Source organism: Kocuria sp. LUK, from assembly GCF_021012935.1.
In the GTDB taxonomy this organism is placed as follows: Bacteria; Actinomycetota; Actinomycetes; order Actinomycetales; family Micrococcaceae; genus Kocuria; species Kocuria flava.
In genome coordinates, this window is the sequence record NZ_JAJMZI010000003.1 from 474,029 (window position 1) to 493,452 (window position 19,424).

The window sequence follows — 19,424 nt, forward strand, 5'->3', positions numbered from 1 at the left end:
CACCCCATGCTACCGACCTCCCCACCGTCCCCGCCCCGGTGTCCGGGGCGGGGACTAGACTCCCTTCCACCAGCAGAGCCCTCCGAAAGGAACCATGACCCAGTCCCACCCCACCCCTGCCGACCGCTCCGCCGGCGCGGAGCACGCCCCCGAGGGGCTCAGCCGGCAGGAGCTCGAGGACGTCGTCGAGCGCGTCCTCGCCCGCGCCCGTGCCCGCGGCGCCGCCGCGGAGCCCACCGCCGAGGACGAGACCGACGGGACCGGTGTGCTCACCGGCCGCGCCCGCGAGCTCGCCGAGCCCGGCACCGGGCACGGCGAGCACGACGGCGAGCAGCAGGACCTCGAGGAGCGGCGCGCGCTGCGCCGCGTCGCCGGGCTGTCCACCGAGCTCGAGGACGTCACCGAGCTCGAGTACCGCCAGCTGCGCCTGGAGCGCGTGGTGCTCGCCGGCCTGTGGACCGAGGGCACGCTCGAGGAGGCGGAGAACTCCCTGCGGGAGCTGGCCGCGCTCGCCGAGACCGCCGGCTCCGAGGTCCTCGACGGCATCGTCCAGCGGCGTCTCAAGCCCGACCCGGCGACCTACCTGGGCTCCGGCAAGGCCCGGGAGCTGCGCGACATCGTCGCCGCCACCGGCGCCGACACCGTGATCGTCGACTCCGAGCTCGCCCCCTCGCAGCGCCGCGGCCTCGAGGACGTCGTGAAGGTCAAGGTCATCGACCGCACCGGCCTGATCCTGGACATCTTCGCCCAGCACGCGAAGTCGAAGGAGGGCAAGGCCCAGGTCGAGCTCGCGCAGCTGGAGTACATGCTCCCGCGCCTGCGCGGATGGGGCGAGTCGCTCTCCCGCCAGGCCGGCGGCCGCGCCGCGGCCGGCGAGGGCATCGGCTCCCGCGGTCCCGGCGAGACCAAGATCGAGCTGGACCGGCGCCGGATCCGCGCCCGGATGGCCAAGCTGCGGCGGGAGATCGCCGCCATGAAGCCGGCCCGCGAGACCAAGCGGCTCAACCGCCGCCGCAACGCGGTGCCCTCCGTGGCGATCGCCGGGTACACCAACGCCGGGAAGTCCTCGCTGCTGAACCGGCTCACCGACGCCGGCGTGCTCGTGGAGAACGCCCTGTTCGCGACCCTGGACCCCACCGTGCGCCGGGCCCAGACCCCGGACGGCATCGGCTACACCCTCTCGGACACGGTCGGCTTCGTGCGCTCGCTGCCCACGCAGCTCGTCGAGGCGTTCCGCTCGACCCTGGAGGAGGTCGCCGACGCCGACCTGATCCTGCACGTCGTCGACGCCTCCCACCCCGACCCCGAGGGGCAGATCCGGGCGGTGCGCCAGGTCTTCACCGACATCGACGCCCAGAACATCCCCGAGATCATCGTGCTCAACAAGGTCGACGCCGCCGACCCGTTCGTCGTCGAGCGGATCCGGCAGCGCGAGCGCAGCGTCGTCGTGGTCTCCGCCCGCACGGGGGAGGGCATCGAGCAGCTGCGGCAGCGGATCAGCGAGTCCATCCCGCGCCCGCAGACGGTCCTGGACCTCGTCGTGCCCTACCGGCGGGGCGACGTCGTGAGCCGGCTGCACGAGTGGGACGCGGAGATCCTGCGCACCGAGCACCTGGCCGAGGGCACGCACCTGCTCGTGAAGGTCCGCGACGAGCTCGCGGCCGAGCTCGCGGAGTTCGTCCCGGAGCACGCGCCGGCCTTCGGCGCCGAGAGCGCCTGACCCGGTGGCCGCGACGACCGCGGGCACCGCACCGGGCACGGCCGCGGAGCGCCCGGAGACGCTGCCGGGCGCGAAGGACGCCCTGGACCTGCTCGACGCCGCGGTGGACGCCATGGGCGGGCAGGTCCGGGAGGGCCAGCGGCTGATGGCGGCCAAGGTCGCCGAGTCCCTGGACCGCGGCCGCCACCTGCTCGTGCAGGCCGGCACCGGCACGGGCAAGTCCCTGGCCTACCTCGCCCCGCTGCTGGCCCACGCGCAGCGGGCGGACAAGCCCGTGGTCGTGGCCACCGCGACCCTCGCGCTGCAGGCCCAGATCGTGGGCCGGGACGTGCCCCGGCTGCTGAGCGCCCTCGAGGGCCGCCTCGAGCGCGAGCTCGACGTCGCCCTGCTCAAGGGGCGCAGCAACTACGCGTGCCTGCACAAGCTCGAGGGCGGCTACCCCTCCGAGGACGAGCCCGGAGCCCTGTTCGCCCTGCCCGACGCCGCACCGCACCCCGGACCGGCGGAGGCCGAGCCCGCCGCGGGCCGGCTCGGCCAGGAGGTGCAGCGGCTGCGCGAGTGGGCCCGGTCCACGGAGACCGGCGACCGGGACGAGGTCGTGCCCGGGGTCACGGACAAGGCCTGGCGGCAGGTCTCGGTCACCGCCAAGGAGTGCCTGGGCCGCGGCTGCCCGCTCGTGGAGGAGTGCTTCGCCGAGCTGGCCAAGCAGCGCGCCGGCGAGGCCGACCTGGTCATCACCAACCACGCGCTGCTGGCGATCAACGCCTTCGAGGGCGTCACGGTGCTGCCCGAGCACGACGTCGTGGTCATCGACGAGGCCCACGAGCTGCAGGACCGGGTGACCGGGGCCGTGACCGGGCAGCTGTCCGCGGCCATGGTCCGCGCCGCCGCGAGCTCCCTGCGCAAGCACACCTCCGCGAGCCCCGACGCCCTCGGTGCCGGGGCGGCCGCCCTCGAGGCGGCCCTGCTGGGCGCCCCGGCCGAGCTGCTGCACCGGGGGCTCACCGACGCCCAGGCCGCCGCCGTGGCCCAGGTCCGCGACGCCGCGCGCACCGCGCTGACCGAGTCGAAGTCCGGGCAGGGCGCGGAGAAGGACGCCGACGCCGGGCGGCAGATGGCCCGCTCCCGCGTCAGCGACGTCCTGGAGCTCGCCGAGCGGGTGCTCGCCGCCGAGGGGTCCCGCGAGGTGCTGTGGCTCTCCCGCCAGGGCGGCTGGGAGCCGGGCCGCGGGTGGGTGCCCGCGGAGGACACCGATCCCGCGACCCTGCACGTGGCCCCCCTGTCGGTGGCCGGCACGCTGCGCGAGGGCCTGTTCGACGGCCGCACGGTCGTGCTGACCTCCGCGACCCTGTCCGTGGGCTCCTCCTTCGACGCCGCCGCCGGGGCGCTGGGCCTGCGCGGCGAGGGCGCCCCCCGCTGGGAGGGCATCGACGTCGGCAGCCCCTTCGACTACCCCCGGCAGGGCATCCTCTACCTGGCCCGGCACCTGGAGAAGCCCGGGCGCCGGCTCACCGAGGCGCAGCTCGACGAGATGCTCGCCCTGCTGGAGGCCTCCCGCGGCGGGGCCCTGGGCCTGTTCTCCTCCCGCCGCGCGGCCGAGGAGGCCGCCGAGGCGCTGCGGGAGCGCACCGAGCTGCCGATCCTGTGCCAGGGCGACGCCTCCCTGGCCGGGCTCGTGCAGGAGTTCGCCGAGGACCCCGCGGTGAGCCTGTTCGGCACGTTGAGCCTGTGGCAGGGCGTGGACGTGCCCGGCAGCTCGTGCCGGCTCGTGATGATCGACCGGATCCCGTTCCCGCGCCCCGACGACCCGCTGGCCACGGCCCGCAGCCGGGCCGCCGAGCGGGCCGGCGGCAACGGGTTCATGTCGGTCTCCGCCACGCACGCGGCCGTGCGGCTGGCCCAGGGCGCCGGCCGGCTCATCCGGGCCGGCGGGGACCGCGGCGTCGTCGCCGTCCTGGACTCGCGGATCGCCACCGCCCGCTACGGCGGATTCCTGCGCGCCTCGCTGCCCCCGCTGTGGACCACCACGGACCGCTCGGTGGTCCTCGGGGCCCTGGCGCGCCTGCCGGCCGGCTGAGCCCCCCGGACCGCCCGTGCGGCCGGGAACGACGACGGCGCCCGGACCCGCAGGGGTCCGGACGCCGTGCGCGCAGCGGTGGGCGGCCCTCAGAGGCTGCGCAGCACCGAGACGACCTTGCCCATCACCGTGGCGTGGTCGCCCAGGATCGGCTCGTAGCGGGTGTTCTGCGGCAGCAGCCACGTGTGGCCGTCGCGCTGGCGGAAGGTCTTGACGGTGGCCTCCTCGTCGAGCAGCGCCGCGACGATGTCGCCGTTGTCGGCCGAGCTCTGGCGGCGGACCACGACCCAGTCGCCGTCGCAGATCGCGGCGTCGACCATCGAGTCGCCCTTGACGCGCAGCATGAACAGCTCGCCGTGGCCCACGAGCTGGCGCGGCAGGGCGAGCACGTCCTCGACCGCCTGCTCGGCGGTGATCGGCCCGCCCGCGGCGATGTGGCCGACCAGCGGGACCATCGTGACGTCGGCGGAGGTCGACAGCTCGGCCACGGCGTCCGCGCCCGTGCGCGCCCCGGCCGGCTCGCCGCCGGCGGGCTCCGCCGTGCCGCGCAGCTGCAGGGGGGTGAGCACCTCCATGGCCCGCGGCCGCTTGGGGTCCCGGCGGAGGTAGCCGAGCTTCTCGAGCTGGGAGAGCTGGTGGGTGACGCTCGACAGGGACGCCAGGCCCACGAGGTCGCCGATCTCGCGCATCGACGGCGGGTAGCCGCGCTCGGCGATCGAGCGCTGGATCGTCTCCAGGATGGTGCGCTGGCGCGGGCTCAGGCCGCGGGAGCGCCGGGTGCGCGCCGGGCGGTCCCGGGGCTCCTCGGGGGTGGGCAGCTGGGGCATTGCGCGTCGTCCTTTCCCGTCCGGTCGGCGCCGGCGGGCCCGTGCCGTACTCCGATGTCGGACCCGGGTGGTTCTCTGGGTGTCCGGTCGGCCGCCGCACCTGGTGCGCGCCGGGCCGGACCGTTCCCGGACCTGCCCCCAGCCTAGGCGAGTCCGCCGGTGTCTTCAAACACATGTACGAGCAAGTGTCGACACCGTTCGCAGACACGTGCTAGACATGGTCCGTCGGTGTTCGAAGATGTGTTCGATCGAATGGAGTTCGTACGAGTCCGCCGATCGCAGAGCCGTTCGAGGATCGCCCGTCGCCGCGGGCCCGTCAAGGAGTTCATGCCATGAGTGCCAGTGCCAGCATCCGCACCGGGGAGCACGCCGCCCGGCTGACCCTCACCCGCCGCGGCCGGTTCGTGCTCGTGGGGCTTCCCCTGCTCACGGGAGCGGCCGCGCTCGTCGTGCTCGCCGTGGTCTTCCTCGTGCCCTCCACCGCGTCCGCGGGCAGCGACCCGCACGTCGGCGCCGGGACCGAGCGCGCCGTCGTCCACCCCGGCGAGAGCCTGTGGGACCTCGCCGTGACGGCCGACCCGCAGCGGGACCCGCGCGACGTCATGGACGAGATCGTCGAGCTCAACGACCTGCGCAGCTCCGCCCTCGTCGCCGGCCAGGAGCTCGTGGTCCCCGCCGCCTGAGGTCGAGCGGGCCCGGGCCGCGCGCGGGCGAGCCCGCCGGCCCCGGTCCCACGGACCGCTGACGCCCCGGTGCCGCCGCGGACGGCACCGGCACGACCCCGGGATCCGCACGGCCCGCCGTCCCGTCTGGTAGGCATGCCCATGAGGCACCCGGTCGGCGGCAGGAGCACGTCCCTGCTGCGGCGACCGGGCCCTCGTCCCGGTTCCCCCGACGACCAGCACCGTGGAAGGCAGCATGCACCGGTCCCCGTCCCGGACCCCGCCCGCACGGTTCCGCTGGTCACCGATGCTGTGGCTCCTGCCCGCATCGCTGGTCCTGTCGTTCGTCGGCACCTGGGCCGGGATGCGGTGGTGGGTGGTGGAGGCAGGGGTGGCCGCACTGCTGACGACGGGCCTGGTCCTCGGCCTGTTCGGCGGGCGACGTGCCCCCGGGCCCGACGGGGCGTACGGGATCAGGTCCCTGGCGGCACGCAGCGGGGGCCGGCTCGGTGTCGAGGCACCCGTGGAGGACGTCGTGGCGGCCGTGCGCCGGACCGGCGAGCAGCTGCCGCGGTTCACCGTGGTGGAGCTCTCCCGCGCCGGGGCCCGGCTGACGGCGTCGGCGACCGTGCAGACGTGGGGGGAGCACATCACCCTGCGCTTCCACCCCGCCGACCCGGGCAGGACCGAGATCGAGGCGCGGTGCACGCCCCACGTGCGCACCACGGTGGTCGACTACGGGCAGGGAGCCAGGGATCTGCACACGCTGCTCGGCGCCATCGATCTCCGAGTCGCCGGCGCCGGCCCGGTGCAGCAGCCCGGCAGCGGCGAGCAGCCCGGCGCCCGGTCCCGGCCGACAGGATCCCCGGACCAGGTCTAAGCTGTCCGGGTGACGCAGAACCTGGACCGCCTCTCCGCCCTCCCGCTCCGCGACAGCCTGCGCGGCCGCACCCCGTACGGGGCCCCGCAGCTGGACGTCGCCGTCGCCCTCAACACCAACGAGAACACCCACCCGGTGCCGGAGGACGTGCACGCCGCGATCGTCGCCGAGGTCACCGAGGCCGCCCGGACGCTCAACCGCTACCCGGACCGCGAGTTCACCGCCCTGCGCGAGGAGCTCGCCGGCTACCTCGGCCACGGTCTGCGCGCCGAGCACCTGTGGGCGGCCAACGGCTCCAACGAGATCCTCCAGCAGCTGCTGCAGGCCTTCGGCGGCCCGGGCCGGCGCCTGCTGACGTTCGTGCCCACCTACTCGATGTACCCGCTGCTGGCCGCCGGCACGGACACGGAGTTCGTCGCGGGGGAGCGCTCCGCCGACTTCGGGCTCGACGCCGCGTCCGCGGCCGAGCAGGTCCGCCGGCACCGCCCGGACGTCGTGTTCCTGTGCTCCCCGAACAACCCCACCGGCACCGCCCTGGGGCTCGACGTGGTCCGCGCCGTCTACGAGGCCACCGAGGACCACCGCGCGCTGGTCGTGGTGGACGAGGCCTACGCCGAGTTCGCCCACGCCGGCACGGCCTCGGCGCTGAGCCTTCTCGAGGGCCGCCCGCGCCTGGTCGTCTCCCGCACCATGAGCAAGGCCTTCGCGCTGGCGGGGGCCCGGCTGGGCTACTTCGCGGCCGCCCCCGAGGTCGCCGACGCGGTGCGCCTGGTGCGCCTGCCCTACCACCTCTCGGCCGTCACCCAGGCCACGGCCCTCGCGGCGCTGCGCCACTCCGCGTCCCTGCTGGCCAACGTCGAGGACATCAAGGCCCAGCGCGACCGGATCGTCGCCGGCCTGCAGGAGCTCGGGCTGCGTCCGGCCGTCTCCGACTCCAACTTCGTCTTCTTCGGGGGCATGGCCGACTCCCGCGCCGTGTGGGAGGCCCTGCTCGCGCACGGCGTGCTCGTGCGCGACGTCGGGATCCCCGGGCACCTGCGCGTGACCGCGGGCACCGAGGCCGAGACCACCGCCTTCCTGGAGGCCCTCGCCGGGGTCGTCGCCGAGGGCGCCGGCACCCCGTCGCGCGCCTGACGCCCCGGGACCGGGCGCCCGCCCGCGCCCGATAGCATGGGAGCAGACCCCCGGGGACCCCGCCGCCCGCCCGGCGGCGGGCCCGCCCCGACCACCCCAGCGGTCCGGCCCTCCCGCCGGAGGGCCGCGCCCGCGCCCGCGAGGAGTTCCACCGGATGAGCACCCAGCCCGCCGCGCCCCGCCGCGCCGTCGTCGAACGGCGCACGAGCGAGTCCTCGGTGACCGTCGAGATCGACCTGGACGGCACCGGAAGCAACGACATCGAGACCTCGGTGCCGTTCTACGACCACATGCTCACGGCACTGTCCAAGCACTCCCTGATCGACATGCGCATCCGGGCCGAGGGCGACACCCACATCGACGTCCACCACACCGTGGAGGACACCGCGATCGTCCTGGGCGAGGCCCTGCGCCGGGCCCTCGGGGACAAGGCCGGCATCCGCCGCTTCGGCGAGGCCACCGTGCCCCTGGACGAGGCCCTGGCCAACGCCGTGGTCGACATCTCCGGGAGGCCCTACGCGGTGCACACCGGCGAGCCCGAGGGCCAGCAGTACCACCTGATCGGCGGGCACTTCACCGGGTCGATGGTCAAGCACGTCTTCGAGTCCCTCGCCCACCACGCCGGGATCTGCCTGCACATCACCCTGCTCGCCGGACGGGACCCCCACCACATCGCGGAGGCCCAGTTCAAGGCCCTGGCGCGCGCGCTGCGCCAGGCCGTCGAGCCCGACCCGCGCGTGCAGGGCGTGCCGTCCACGAAGGGAGCGCTGTGAGCGAGCCGATCCCCGGCGCCCGGGACCGGGCCCGCCCCACCGTGACCGTCCTCGACTACGGGGCCGGCAACGTCCGCTCCGCCGTGCGCGCCCTCGAGGAGGCCGGCGCCGACGTGGTGCTCAGCGCCGACCCGCGCGCCGTGCTCGACGCCGACGGCCTCGTGGTCCCCGGCGTCGGCGCCTTCGCCGCCGTCATGGACGGGCTGCGCGCCGTGGACGCCCCCCGGCTGATCGGCCGCCGCCTCGCCGGCGGGCGCCCGGTCCTGGGCATCTGCGTCGGCCTGCAGGTGCTCTTCGACGCCGGCGTGGAGCACGGACAGCACAGCGAGGGCCTGGGCGAGTGGCCCGGCACCGTCGAGCGGCTGCGCGCGGAGGTCGTCCCGCACATGGGCTGGAACACGGTGGAGCCGCCCGAGGGCAGCGTGCTGTTCGAGGGCATCGAGGACGAGCGGTTCTACTTCGTCCACTCCTACGGGGTGCAGCACTGGGACTTCCCCCAGTCGATCGAGCGGATGCGCCCCCCGCAGGTGACCTGGTCGGACCACGGCGGCCGGTTCGTGGCCGCCGTGGAGAACGGCGCCCTGTGCGCGACCCAGTTCCACCCGGAGAAGTCCTCCACCGCCGGGATCCGGCTGCTGCGCAACTGGCTGGCCACGCTGCCGCGCACCGGCCGGCTCGACGACCTCGTGGCCGCCGACCCGCTGGCCGCCGCCGACGAGCCCGCGGACCGGCCCGGCCCCGCCGACCGCCCGGGGCAGGCCCCGGCGTGAGCGCCGCCGTCGTCGTCATGGCCCTCGGCGCGTTCGTCGCCGGCGGGGCCATCTCCTTCCACCAGCAGAAGAAGCCGGCCTGGACCGTGGTCCTGCTCGCCCTCGCGGCCGCCGGGCTGATCGGCTACGGCTGGTTCGCCTGGCAGCAGGGCCGCTGACCCGCACCCCACCGTCCCGCCCGGTCCCGCCGGGCACCCCGGGCCGTCCGGCCCGCACCGCACGCCCCGCCCGCCCGGGCGGGGACCGACCACCGACCGAGAAGAAGGACCCCATGCCCCTGAGCGAGACCCCCCGCCTGCAGCTGCTGCCCGCCGTCGACGTCGCCGGCGGCCAGGCCGTCCGCCTCGTCCAGGGCGAGGCCGGCTCCGAGACCGGCTACGGCGACCCGCTCGAGGCCGCCCTCGCCTGGCAGGAGGCCGGGGCCGAGTGGATCCACCTCGTCGACCTCGACGCCGCCTTCGGCCGCGGCGACAACGCCGGGGTCCTGCGCCGCGTGGCCGCCGAGCTCGACCTGAAGGTCGAGCTGTCCGGGGGCATCCGCGACGACGCCTCGCTCGAGCGCGCCCTCTCCCTCGGGCCCGCCCGGATCAACCTGGGCACCGCGGCCCTGGAGAACCCGGAGTGGACCTCGAAGGTGATCGCCGAGCACGGCGAGGTCATCGCCGTGGGCCTGGACGTGCGCGGCACCACCCTGGCGGCCCGCGGCTGGACCGAGGAGGGCGGGGACCTCTGGGAGGTCCTCGACCGCCTCGAGGCCGACGGCTGCGCCCGCTACGTGGTCACCGACGTCACGAAGGACGGCACCCTGCGCGGCCCCAACCTCGGGCTGCTCGAGCAGGTCGCCACCCGCACCGACAAGCCGGTCGTGGCCTCCGGCGGGATCTCCTCCCTCGACGACCTCGCGGCCCTGCGCACCCTGGTCCCCTCCGGGGTCGAGGGAGCCATCGTGGGCAAGGCCCTCTACGCGGGCCGCTTCACCCTCGAGCAGGCCCTCGACACCGCCGGCCGCCCGGGGGCGCGGTGACGCAGCGCCCGCTGCCGGAGCACATCGCCGCCCAGCTGCGCGGGGCCGGCGGCACCGCGGACACCGCCGGGCAGGCCTGGGCGGGACGCAACCTGGGGGAGGGCACCAGCCACACCCACCGGTTCCCCGACGACGACGGCGCCGCCGCCCCGGCCGTGCTCGCGGCGCTGGCCGCGCTGCGGACGGGGGAGGGCGACGAGTCCGCGGTCGTGGCCGCCCTGGCCGGCGCACGCCTGTTCGTCCCGGTCGTCGCCGAGGTCTCGTCCTCGACCCGCACCGAGGACGGGCTCGTGGCGGACAAGGAGGCGGACATGGCCCTCGTGACCCTGCGCGCCGCCGACGGCCGGCAGGTGCTCCCCACCTTCACCTCGACGGAGGCCCTCACGGCGTGGCACGCCGGGGCCCGCCCGGTCGCCACCGACGCCCGCCGGGCGGCGGTGGCGGCCGTCAAGGACGGCACCCAGCTGCTGGTCCTGGACCCCGGCTCGGCCGCCCCGTTCGTGGTCCGCCGCCCGGCGCTGTGGGCGCTCGCCCAGGGCCGGGAGTGGGTCCCCTCCTACCGCAGCGCCGAGGTGGCCCAGGCGGTGCAGCGGGCGGCCGCGGGCCTGCCCGGCGTGGTCTCGGCGAGCACCGCCCCCGGGGACGGCGTGGCGGCCCGCGCGGCCGACGGCGCCGCGGTGCCCGGGGGCGGCACGGGCCCGGAGCTCGCCGTCGTCCTGGCCCTGCGCGCCGGGCTGGACCGGGCGGCGCTCGAGGACGTCGTGGCCCGCCTCCAGGCCCGGCTCAGCACGGAGCGCGCCCTCGCCGAGGACGTCGACTCGCTGCAGGTGCGCCTCACGGCCGCCGAGCGGGCCTGAGCGCGGTCCGGGACGGGGCGCGGGGCCCGCGCCGGCTCAGCTGACGGGGCCGGTGTACTTCTCACCCGGGCCCTGGCCCGGCTTGTCCGGATAGGCCGAGGCCTCGCGGAAGGCCAGCTGCAGGGTGCGCAGGCCGTCGCGCAGCGGCGCGGCGTGCTGCGAGCCGATCTCCGGGGCCGCGGCGGTGACGAAGCCGGCGAGCGCGGTGATCAGCTTGCGGGCCTCGTCGAGGTCCTTGAGCTCCTGGGCGTCCTCGCCCGCGGCCAGTCCGCACTTCACGGCGGCCGCGCTCATCAGGTGCACGGCGGCGGTGGTGATGACCTCGATGGCCGGGACCTCCGCGATGTCGCGCATCTGCTCGTCGACCGCCCGCACCGTGTCCTCGGGGACCGCCTGCGCGGCGGGCTGCTCGGCGCCGTCGCCGGCGCCGTCGTCGAAGCGGAAGGTGTTCTCGGAAGTCATGGTCCCACTCTGCCACACCGTGGCCCGCCGCCCGGGCCGGGAGCGGCCTATCCTGCAGGCAGCGGCCGGGCCCCGGCCGGGACGGGAGGAGCGGCGCGTGTGGATCGGCTGGATCGAGTTCGACCTGCTGCTGGGGGACGTGCACTCCCTCAAGGCCAAGCGCTCGGTGGTGCGCCCCCTCGTGGCCGAGCTGCGCCGCCGGTTCCCGGTCAGCGCGGCCGAGGCCGGGCACGCGGACCTGCACCGGCGGGCCCTCGTGGGGGCCGGCCTCGTCGCGGGGGAGCGCGCCCGGGTCGTGGAGGTCCTCGACGAGCTCGAGCGCTTCGTGGCCGCCCGCCCCGAGCTGGAGCTGCTCTCGGCCCGGCGGGGGCTGCGCCGCAGCGACGAGGACTGACGCGGCGGCGCGCCCGCGCTTTCCGATCCGCCCCCGGGTGCGCTAGACTGTCCGGCAGTGTGCAAGTGGAGACTTCTCCCACCCGCGCCGGCCTCGGCCGCCGGGTCCGCGACGACATCGTCCGCACGAGGCCCCGGCGGGCGCGACATCTCCGCCGGTGCGCGTCCGTGTCCGGTGTCCCGCGAGCCGAAGAGCGTTCCCCTCGGGGAGTTTCGGTCCGAAGAAGCCTCCGCCTGCCGACCGCAGCGGGGGCTTTCGTCGTTGCGGACCACACCGAACCATGAGGTCCCCGGAGCCCTCCGGGCGATCACGCGACACATCAGGAGCACGGCATCAGCGATCCACGCATCAATGACAGAATCCGCGTCCCCGAGGTCCGGCTCGTCGGACCCGCTGGCGAGCAGGTCGGCATCGTCCGCGTCGAGGACGCGCTCAGGCTGGCCCGCGAATCGGATCTCGATCTGGTCGAGGTGGCCCCCAACGCCAAGCCGCCGGTGGCCAAGCTCATGGACTTCGGCAAGTACAAGTACGAGGCCGCGGTCAAGGCCCGTGAGTCGCGCAAGAACCAGACGAACACGGTCCTCAAGGAGGTCCGGTTCCGCCTGAAGATCGACACGCACGACTACGAGACCAAGGTCGGCCACGCCCGGCGGTTCCTCTCCGCCGGGGACAAGGTCAAGGCCATGATCCAGTTCCGCGGCCGCGAGCAGCAGCGCCCCGAGATGGGCGTGCGCCTGCTCGAGCGCTTCGCCAACGACGTCGCCGACCTCGGCTCCGTCGAGTCCAGCCCCCGGGTGGACGGGCGCAACATGGTGATGGTCGTGGGCCCGCTCAAGAACAAGGCCGAGGCCAAGGCCGAGGCGCGCCGCCAGAAGCAGCGCGACGAGGCCCGCGCCGAGAACGACCGCAAGGCCAAGGAGAAGCTCGACACCTCCTCCGCCGAGCCCGTCACCCAGTCGATCGGGGACGCGTTCCCGGCCGAGCTGCGGCAGCAGGCGGAGCAGCCGGCGCAGGCCGCCCCCGCGGCGGCCGCGGAGCCCGAGCAGCCGGCGCAGGCCGCCCCCGCGGCGGCCCCGGAGCCCGAGCAGCCGGCCCCGGTCGAGCAGCCGGCCGAGGCCAAGGCTCCGGCACCGGCGCCCAAGCCCGGCCGTCCGACGCCGGGCCCGCGCCCGGGGGCCTGAGCCGGCCCGCAAGATCTGACAGCGCCCCCGGGCGGGCGGCCGCACGGCCGTGCCCGGGGGCACCGTTGAGGTGCGACGGACGTCGTCGTGCCCTCCGGCGGGAACCCGCCGGACGACTCACAAGGAGAGCGGCTCACATGCCGAAGATGAAGACCCACAGCGGGGCGAAGAAGCGCTTCAAGCTCACCGGCACCGGCAAGGTCAAGCGCCAGCAGGCCAACCGCCGCCACTACCTGGAGCACAAGTCCTCCCGCCTCACCCGGCGTCTGGCCTCCGACCAGATCGTGACCCCGGGCGAGGCCAAGGTCATCAAGAAGATGCTGGGCAAGTAAGGCCCGCACCTCTTCCGGGGAGGCCCCTCCCCGCCCCGCACCACCAGACTTCCCGGCCCCGCGGCCGGGACCCAAGTGAAGGAGTACGCACGTGGCACGTGTGAAGCGGGCGGTCAACGCCCACAAGAAGCGCCGGGAGATCCTGGAGCAGGCCTCGGGCTACCGCGGCCAGCGCTCGCGCCTGTACCGCAAGGCCAAGGAGCAGGTCACCCACTCGTTCGTCTACAGCTACAACGACCGCCGCAAGCGCAAGGGCGACTTCCGCCGGCTGTGGATCCAGCGCATCAACGCCGCGGCCCGCGCCAACGGCCTGACCTACAACCGCTTCATCCAGGGCCTGAAGGCCGCCGAGGTGGAGGTCGACCGCCGCATGCTGGCCGAGCTGGCCGTCAACGACCAGGCCGCGTTCGCCGCCCTGGTCGAGGTCGCCAAGAAGGCCCTGCCCGAGGACACCTCCGCGCCGCGCGAAGCCGCCGCCTGAGCACCGTTCCCAGCAGCGTGGACCTCACGGAGCGCCTGGCCGGCCGGCCGATGACCAACCCCCGAGCGGATCGGGTGAAGGACGTCGCCGGCCTGGCCGGGCGCTCCGCGCGCTCCCGGCGCGGTCTGTTCCTCGCCGAGGGACCCCAGAACGCCCGCGAGGCCCTCGCCCGCCACCTCGAGGCCCCGTGCGTGGACGCCGTCTACGTCACCGCCGAGGCCCTCGCCCGCCATCCCGACGTCGCCGTGCTGCTCGAGCAGGTGCTGGCCGACCGCTCCGTGTTCGTCCGCCTGGTCTCCCGCGAGGTGCTCGCCGCGATGAGCGACGCCGTCACCCCGCAGGGCGTCGTCGTGGTCTGCCGCGTGCTCGACGTCCCCGCCGAGCAGGTCCTCGCGACCCGGCCGCGGCTGCTCGCGGTGCTGGTCCGGGTGCAGGACCCCGGCAACGCCGGGACCGTGCTGCGCGCCGCCGACGCCGCCGGCGCGGATGCCGTGGTGCTCACCGCCGGCAGCGTGGACGTCTACAACCCCAAGGCCGTGCGCTCCACCGCCGGCTCCCTCTTCCACCTGCCCGTGGTGCAGGGCGCCGACCTGCCCGGCCTGATCGACGGGGCGCGCGCCGCCGGGTGCGGGGTCCTGGCCGCCGACGGCCGCGGGGACGCCGACCTCGACCGGCTCCAGGACGCCTCCGCCGCCCGCGCCGCCGGCCTGCCCGCCGCGGGCTACGACCTGGCCCGCCCCACGGTGTGGCTGTTCGGCAACGAGGCCCAGGGCCTGTCCGCGCCGGAGAAGGCGCTGGCCGACCACCGCGTGGCGGTGCCCGTGCACGGGCGGGCCGAGTCGCTCAACGTCGGCACCGCCGCGACCGTGTGCCTCTACGCCTCGGCCCGCGCCCAGCGCCGCGCCCCGGCGTCGGGAGCGGGCCGGTGAGCGCCCCGCCCACGAGGTTCCGCACCCAGGTCGTCGGCGCCGCCCTGCTCGACGACGCCGCGGCGCCCACCGCGCTGCTGGCCGCCCAGCGGGCCTACCCCGAGGCCCTGCGCGGGCTGTGGGAGTTCCCCGGCGGCAAGCAGGAGCCGGGGGAGGGCCCCGAGCAGGCGCTCGTGCGCGAGTGCGCCGAGGAGCTCGGCACCGCCGTCGAGCTGCTCGAGGAGCTGGCCGGCCCGCACCCCCAGGGCTGGCCGCTGACCGGCACCGCCGCGATGCGGGTCTGGACCGCCGTGGCCGCCGCGGGCGCCCCGGTCGCCGGCGCGGACCACCTCGCCGTGCGCTGGCTGCCCCTGGACGACGCGGACGCCGTGCTCGCCCTGCCGTGGATCCCGGCGGACCTGCCGATCGTGCGCGCGCTGCTGGCCCGGCTCGTCGGCTGACCCGCGCGCGTCCGCACCCCGGCCGCGTCCCCGGTGCGCGGGTGACCACGGCACGGTCGGGTGACCCCGCGATCACGGGGTCACCCGACGGTGCCGTGGTCACCCGGGGCCGGCGGGGGCGCCACCGTCCGGGACGCCGCCGGGTACGCGGTAGCCGCCGTCGGCCAGCCCCGCCCGGACCTCGAAGACGTTGCGCAGCGCCGGGTGGCCGGTGCGCAGCAGCGACCACGCCGCCGCCGCGCCGTAGAGCGGCAGGAACGGCAGCCCCAGGCACGCGGCCCACTGGCTCGCGTGGCGCGCCTCGTGGGCGAGCAGCCGCGGCCGGGCCGCGACCTCGGCCGGCCCGGCCCGGAAGAGCACCACGTTGCCGATCGTGAAGGCAGCCGCGCGCGGCAGCCGGCCGCGGTAGCCGAAGCCCAGCAGCAGCCCCTCGGGCCCGCGCACGAGGCGGGTGCGCGTGGCCGCGGCGACGGCCAGGCCCAGGGGCGTGGAGAGGTTGAGCGCGTTCCACCCCGCGCGCAGGCGGGCCGGGCGGCCGGGGACCGGGTGCATGCCCCCAGGCTACGGTCCGGGCCCTGCTTCGTCTCCCGCACGGCGAGTCACTAGACTGGACCGCGCCCGTGGCCCCGCCCGGGCTCCCCGCGCCCCGCGCCGCACCCGCCCGTGCGCCGGCGCGCCCGGACGCCACCGTCCCCGAGCCGAAGAAGACGCCAGCCGATGCCTGAACCGACACCCGAGACCGCCCCCGACGGCGCGCTCGACCCGACCGACGAGGCCGCCGTCGCGGCCGCCGTGGACGCGGCCCTCACCGCCGTGGAGTCCGCCCAGGACCTCGAGCAGCTCAAGGAGGTCCGCCTCGCCCACGCCGGGGAGCGCTCCCCGCTGGCGCTGGCCAACCGGCGGATCGGCACCCTGGACAAGACGCAGAAGGCCGCCGCCGGCAAGCTCGTCGGCCAGGCCCGCGGCCGCGTCAACCAGGCGGTCGCCGCCCGCACCACCGTCCTGGAGGAGGAGCGCGACGCCCGCATCCTCGTGGAGGAGGCCGTGGACGTCACCGCCGCCGGCCGCCGGCGCCGCCTGGGCGGGCGCCACCCGCTGTCGACGCTCATGGAGCACGTGGGCGAGACCTTCACGGCCATGGGCTGGGAGGTCGCCGACGGCCCCGAGGTCGAGTCCGAGTGGTACAACTTCGACGCCCTGAACTTCAAGCCGGACCACCCGGCCCGCGAGCTGCAGGACACGTTCTTCGTCGACCCGCCCGAGGCGCACCTCGTGCTGCGCACCCACACCTCCCCGGTGCAGATGCGCACGCTGCTGGAGCGCGGCGTGCCGGTCTACGTCGTCGTCCCCGGGCGCGTGTACCGCACCGACGAGCTGGACGCGACCCACACCCCCGTCTTCCACCAGGTCGAGGGCCTGGCCGTGGACAAGGGGCTGTCGATGGCCGACCTCAAGGGCACCCTCGAGCACTTCGCCCGGCAGATGTTCGGCCCCGAGGCCCGCATCCGGCTGCGCCCCAACTACTTCCCGTTCACCGAGCCCTCCGCCGAGATGGACGTGTGGCACCCCAACGCCAAGGGCGGGCCGCGCTGGATCGAGTGGGGCGGGTGCGGCATGGTCCACCCCAACGTGCTGCGCGCCGCCGGGGTCGACCCGGAGGTCTACTCGGGCTTCGCGTTCGGCATGGGCATCGAGCGCACCCTGATGTTCCGCAACAACGTCCCGGACATGCACGACATGGTCGAGGGCGACATCCGCTTCAGCGAGCACTTCGGGATGGAGATCTGAGCATGCGAGTACCTGTGTCATGGCTGCGCGAGCACGCACCCGTCCCCGAGGGGGCCACGGCCGAGGACGTCCTGGCCACCCTGATCCGGGTCGGCTTCGAGGAGGAGGCCGTCCACCGTCCCGCCGACGGGATCAGCGGCCCCGTCGTCGTGGGCCAGGTGCTCACGAAGGAGCCGGAGACCCACTCCAACGGCAAGACCGTCAACTGGTGCACCGTCCGCGTGGTCCCCGAGGGGCAGGAGCAGACCCTCACCGGCAAGGGCATCGACCCCTCCGGGGTGCAGGGCGTGATCTGCGGGGCCCACAACTTCGAGGTCGGCGACAAGGTCGTGGTGACCCTGCCCGGCGCCGTGCTGCCCGGGAACTTCCGGATCTCCGCCCGCAAGACCTACGGCCACACCTCCGCCGGGATGATCGCCTCCGTGCGCGAGCTCGGCATCGGCGAGGACCACGACGGCATCCTGGTGCTCTCCACCCTCGGCCTCGACCCGGAGCTCGGCACCGACGCCCTGGAGCTGCTCGGGCTGCACGACGAGGCGGCCGAGATCAACGTCACCCCGGACCGCGGCTACGCGTTCTCGGTCCGCGGCGTGGCCCGGGAGTACTGCCACGCCGTGCGCACCCCCTTCGCCGACCCGGCCCTCGCCGTCGGCGAGCGCGTGCCCGCCCCCACCGCCGGGGGCTTCCCCGTGGCGGTCGACGACGACGCCCCGATCCACGGCAACCCCGGGTGCACCCGCTTCGTGGCCCGCACGGTCACCGGCATCGACCCCACCGCCCCCACGCCCCCGTGGCTGGCGGCGCGGCTGCGCCTGGCCGGGATCCGCTCGATCTCCCTGCCGGTGGACATCTCCAACTACGTGATGCTCGAGCTGGGCCAGCCCCTGCACTTCTACGACCTCGCGCGCCTCGCCGGCGGGATCACCGTCCGCCGGGCCCGGGCGGGGGAGGAGCTGACGACCCTCGACGGCCGGCGGCGCACCCTGGATCCCGAGGACCTGCTCATCACCGACGGCTCCGGGCCGATCGGCCTGGCCGGGGTCATGGGCGGGGCCACCACCGAGGTCTCCGGGACCACCGTGGACGTGCTCGTGGAGGCGGCCCGCTTCGACGAGGTCTCGATCGCCCGCACCACCCGCCGGCACCGGCTGCCCTCGGAGGCCTCCAAGCGCTTCGAGCGCGGCGTCGACCCGCAGATCGCCCCGGTCGCCGCCCAGCGCGCCGTCGAGCTGCTCGTGGAGCTCGCCGGCGGCACCGCCGCCGAGGAGGCCACCGACCTCGACCGCACGGTCGCCCCGCGCGCGGTCGAGCTGCCGCGCGCGTACCCCGCCCGCCGCGTGGGCGTGGACTACCCGGCCGAGACGGTCGCGGGCCTGCTCACCGAGCTCGGCGCCTCCGTGAGCGCCGTCGAGGACGGGTGGAGCGTCGTCCCGCCGACCTGGCGCCCCGACCTCACCGCCCCCGAGGACCTCGTCGAGGAGATCGCCCGGCTGGACGGCTACGACAACATCCCGTCGCGGCTGCCCGTGGCCCCGCCCGGCGGCGGGCTGACGGACGAGCAGCGGGCCCGCAAGCAGGTCGCGGACGCGCTCGCGGCCGCCGGGCTGGTCGAGGTGCTCGCCTACCCGTTCGTGGCGCAGGCCGACAACGAGCTCTGGGGCGCCCCGCGCGCCGGGGTGCCCGTGCCCTCGGTGAAGCTGGCCAACCCCATCAGCGAGGCCCAGGGCGTGCTGCGCGTGTCCCTGCTGCCGGGCCTGCTGGACGTGCTGCGGCGCAACACCTCCCGCGGTTTCCGCGACCTCGCCCTGTACGAGCTGGGCCGGGTCTTCCGCCCGGGCGAGCAGGTGGGATCGGCGGAGATCCCGCCCCTGGGCGCACGGCCCGCCGAGGAGGTCCTCGCGCAGCTCGAGGCGGGTCTGCCCGCCCAGCCGCGCCACCTCGCGGCGGTGCTCGCCGGCCGGGACGCGGCCGAGGGCCCGTGGACGGCGCCGCGGGCGCTCGACTGGCAGGACGCCCTGGACGCCGCCCGGCTGGCCGCCGAGGTCCTGGGCGTGGAGCTGACGGTGCGGCAGGGCACCCACCAGGCCTTCCACCCCGGCCGCACCGCGGTGCTGGCCACCGCGGACGGCACCCCCGCCGGCTACGCCGGGGAGCTGCACCCGAAGCTGGTCGCCGCCCAGGACCTGCCGGAGCGGACCGTGGCCATGGAGCTGAACCTCACCACGCTGCTCGCCGCGCGCGGCGGGGTCCGGCAGGCCCGGCCGATCTCCGGCTACCCGGCCGCCACGCAGGACGTCGCCCTCGTCGTCGACGCCGCCGTCCCCGCGGGGGACCTGCGCGAGGCGCTCGTCGAGGGCGCCGGGGAGCTGCTCGAGGACGTGCGCGTCTTCGACGTCTACCGGGGCCCCGGCATCGAGGAGGGCAGGAAGTCCGTGGCCTTCGCGCTGCGCTTCCGCGCCCCGGACCGCACCCTCACCGCCGAGGAGGCCTCCGCGGCCCGCGAGGCGGCCGTGGTCGTCGCCGCCGAGCGCCACGGCGCGGTGCTGCGCGGCTGAGCACCCCGGCACGCACGGGCGGCCCGCCCCGGACCGGGGGCGGGCCGTTCGTGCTCCCGGTCCCTGGGCGGGTAACACGGGGGCACACCCGGCGGGGGCGGGAGCGGACTTCGGTACTGTGGCCCCCGGGCGGGCCCC

Annotated in this window: 21 protein-coding genes; 18 read left to right on the forward strand and 3 right to left on the reverse strand. The window is 75.9% G+C overall.

The window, feature by feature from the left end; genetic code table 11:
• The first annotated feature begins 94 nt into the window (after nt 1–94).
• Entirely contained in the window at nt 95–1,720 is a 1,626-nt protein-coding gene (gene hflX / locus LQU92_RS07710; protein WP_230779566.1) for a GTPase HflX, read from the forward strand.
• Nucleotides 1,721–1,724: 4 nt separating this feature from the next.
• Nucleotides 1,725–3,797: an ATP-dependent DNA helicase gene (locus tag LQU92_RS07715; protein ID WP_308071605.1), complete on the forward strand. Its 2,073-nt coding sequence runs from the start codon at nt 1,725–1,727 to the stop codon at nt 3,795–3,797.
• Nucleotides 3,798–3,886: 89 nt separating this feature from the next.
• On the opposite strand, the gene lexA is transcribed toward LQU92_RS07715, so the two are convergent.
• Nucleotides 3,887–4,624 (reverse strand): transcriptional repressor LexA, encoded by a 738-nt coding sequence (gene lexA, locus LQU92_RS07720; protein ID WP_058858491.1) that lies wholly within the window; start codon nt 4,622–4,624, stop codon nt 3,887–3,889.
• Nucleotides 4,625–4,956: 332 nt separating this feature from the next.
• Between lexA and LQU92_RS07725 the strand changes: the two genes are divergently transcribed.
• The 8 genes from LQU92_RS07725 to LQU92_RS07760 all read left to right on the forward strand — a co-directional run bounded on the left by LQU92_RS07725 (nt 4,957) and on the right by LQU92_RS07760 (nt 10,724).
• The gene (locus LQU92_RS07725; protein ID WP_101852600.1) at nt 4,957–5,307 is read left to right on the forward strand and encodes a LysM peptidoglycan-binding domain-containing protein; all 351 of its coding nucleotides are present in this window, start codon (nt 4,957–4,959) and stop codon (nt 5,305–5,307) included.
• Nucleotides 5,308–5,542: 235 nt separating this feature from the next.
• Nucleotides 5,543–6,166, forward strand: coding sequence for a hypothetical protein (locus LQU92_RS07730; protein WP_230779569.1), 624 nt, complete (start codon nt 5,543–5,545; stop codon nt 6,164–6,166).
• A 9-nt stretch (nt 6,167–6,175) separates the two neighbouring features.
• Nucleotides 6,176–7,300, forward strand: coding sequence for a histidinol-phosphate transaminase (locus tag LQU92_RS07735; RefSeq protein ID WP_230779572.1), 1,125 nt, complete (start codon nt 6,176–6,178; stop codon nt 7,298–7,300).
• A 155-nt stretch (nt 7,301–7,455) separates the two neighbouring features.
• Complete coding sequence (hisB, locus tag LQU92_RS07740) at nt 7,456–8,073, forward strand: imidazoleglycerol-phosphate dehydratase HisB (protein ID WP_230779575.1); 618 nt, start codon at nt 7,456–7,458, stop codon at nt 8,071–8,073.
• Nucleotides 8,070–8,843, forward strand: a complete 774-nt coding sequence (gene hisH, locus LQU92_RS07745; RefSeq protein ID WP_101852597.1) for an imidazole glycerol phosphate synthase subunit HisH — start codon at nt 8,070–8,072, stop codon at nt 8,841–8,843. The genes hisB and hisH overlap by 4 nt, the downstream gene beginning before the upstream one ends.
• The gene (locus LQU92_RS07750; protein ID WP_230779578.1) at nt 8,840–9,001 is read left to right on the forward strand and encodes a hypothetical protein; all 162 of its coding nucleotides are present in this window, start codon (nt 8,840–8,842) and stop codon (nt 8,999–9,001) included. Before hisH ends, LQU92_RS07750 begins: the two co-directional genes overlap by 4 nt.
• Before the next feature lie 113 nt (nt 9,002–9,114).
• A complete protein-coding gene (gene priA, locus LQU92_RS07755; protein WP_112255385.1) occupies nt 9,115–9,867 on the forward strand; it encodes a bifunctional 1-(5-phosphoribosyl)-5-((5-phosphoribosylamino)methylideneamino)imidazole-4-carboxamide isomerase/phosphoribosylanthranilate isomerase PriA in 753 nt (250 codons plus the stop codon).
• Nucleotides 9,864–10,724, forward strand: coding sequence for an SseB family protein (locus tag LQU92_RS07760; RefSeq protein WP_230779580.1), 861 nt, complete (start codon nt 9,864–9,866; stop codon nt 10,722–10,724). Before priA ends, LQU92_RS07760 begins: the two co-directional genes overlap by 4 nt.
• A gap of 36 nt (nt 10,725–10,760) precedes the next feature.
• Here LQU92_RS07760 and LQU92_RS07765 read toward each other — a convergent pair whose 3' ends face one another.
• Nucleotides 10,761–11,186: a DUF1844 domain-containing protein gene (locus LQU92_RS07765; RefSeq protein ID WP_230779582.1), complete on the reverse strand. Its 426-nt coding sequence runs from the start codon at nt 11,184–11,186 to the stop codon at nt 10,761–10,763.
• A gap of 97 nt (nt 11,187–11,283) precedes the next feature.
• Between LQU92_RS07765 and LQU92_RS07770 the strand changes: the two genes are divergently transcribed.
• The 6 genes from LQU92_RS07770 (at nt 11,284) to LQU92_RS07795 (ending at nt 14,943) form a co-directional block, all read left to right on the forward strand.
• Nucleotides 11,284–11,580, forward strand: a complete 297-nt coding sequence (locus tag LQU92_RS07770; RefSeq protein ID WP_101852594.1) for a DUF503 domain-containing protein — start codon at nt 11,284–11,286, stop codon at nt 11,578–11,580.
• 359 nt (nt 11,581–11,939) lie between these two features.
• The gene (gene infC / locus LQU92_RS07775) at nt 11,940–12,761 is read left to right on the forward strand and encodes a translation initiation factor IF-3 (RefSeq protein WP_230779667.1); all 822 of its coding nucleotides are present in this window, start codon (nt 11,940–11,942) and stop codon (nt 12,759–12,761) included.
• Nucleotides 12,762–12,898: 137 nt separating this feature from the next.
• Nucleotides 12,899–13,093 carry a 50S ribosomal protein L35 gene (gene rpmI / locus LQU92_RS07780; RefSeq protein WP_047803998.1) on the forward strand — a complete coding sequence of 65 codons (195 nt, stop codon included), beginning with the start codon at nt 12,899–12,901 and terminating at the stop codon, nt 13,091–13,093.
• A gap of 91 nt (nt 13,094–13,184) precedes the next feature.
• On the forward strand, nt 13,185–13,574 hold the full coding sequence (gene rplT / locus LQU92_RS07785) for a 50S ribosomal protein L20 (protein WP_058858500.1): 390 nt from the start codon (nt 13,185–13,187) through the stop codon (nt 13,572–13,574).
• A 17-nt stretch (nt 13,575–13,591) separates the two neighbouring features.
• Nucleotides 13,592–14,503 carry an RNA methyltransferase gene (locus LQU92_RS07790; protein WP_230779584.1) on the forward strand — a complete coding sequence of 304 codons (912 nt, stop codon included), beginning with the start codon at nt 13,592–13,594 and terminating at the stop codon, nt 14,501–14,503.
• Nucleotides 14,500–14,943: an NUDIX domain-containing protein gene (locus LQU92_RS07795; RefSeq protein ID WP_308071606.1), complete on the forward strand. Its 444-nt coding sequence runs from the start codon at nt 14,500–14,502 to the stop codon at nt 14,941–14,943. The genes LQU92_RS07790 and LQU92_RS07795 overlap by 4 nt, the downstream gene beginning before the upstream one ends.
• A 99-nt stretch (nt 14,944–15,042) precedes the next feature.
• On the opposite strand, the gene LQU92_RS07800 is transcribed toward LQU92_RS07795, so the two are convergent.
• Nucleotides 15,043–15,495, reverse strand: coding sequence for a DUF4157 domain-containing protein (locus LQU92_RS07800; RefSeq protein WP_230779586.1), 453 nt, complete (start codon nt 15,493–15,495; stop codon nt 15,043–15,045).
• A gap of 165 nt (nt 15,496–15,660) precedes the next feature.
• On the opposite strand from LQU92_RS07800, the gene pheS reads away from it, so the two are divergent.
• Nucleotides 15,661–16,731, forward strand: a complete 1,071-nt coding sequence (pheS, locus tag LQU92_RS07805; RefSeq protein ID WP_101852591.1) for a phenylalanine--tRNA ligase subunit alpha — start codon at nt 15,661–15,663, stop codon at nt 16,729–16,731.
• A gap of 2 nt (nt 16,732–16,733) precedes the next feature.
• Nucleotides 16,734–19,286 (forward strand): phenylalanine--tRNA ligase subunit beta, encoded by a 2,553-nt coding sequence (pheT, locus tag LQU92_RS07810; RefSeq protein WP_230779588.1) that lies wholly within the window; start codon nt 16,734–16,736, stop codon nt 19,284–19,286.
• Nucleotides 19,287–19,424 lie beyond the last annotated feature (138 nt).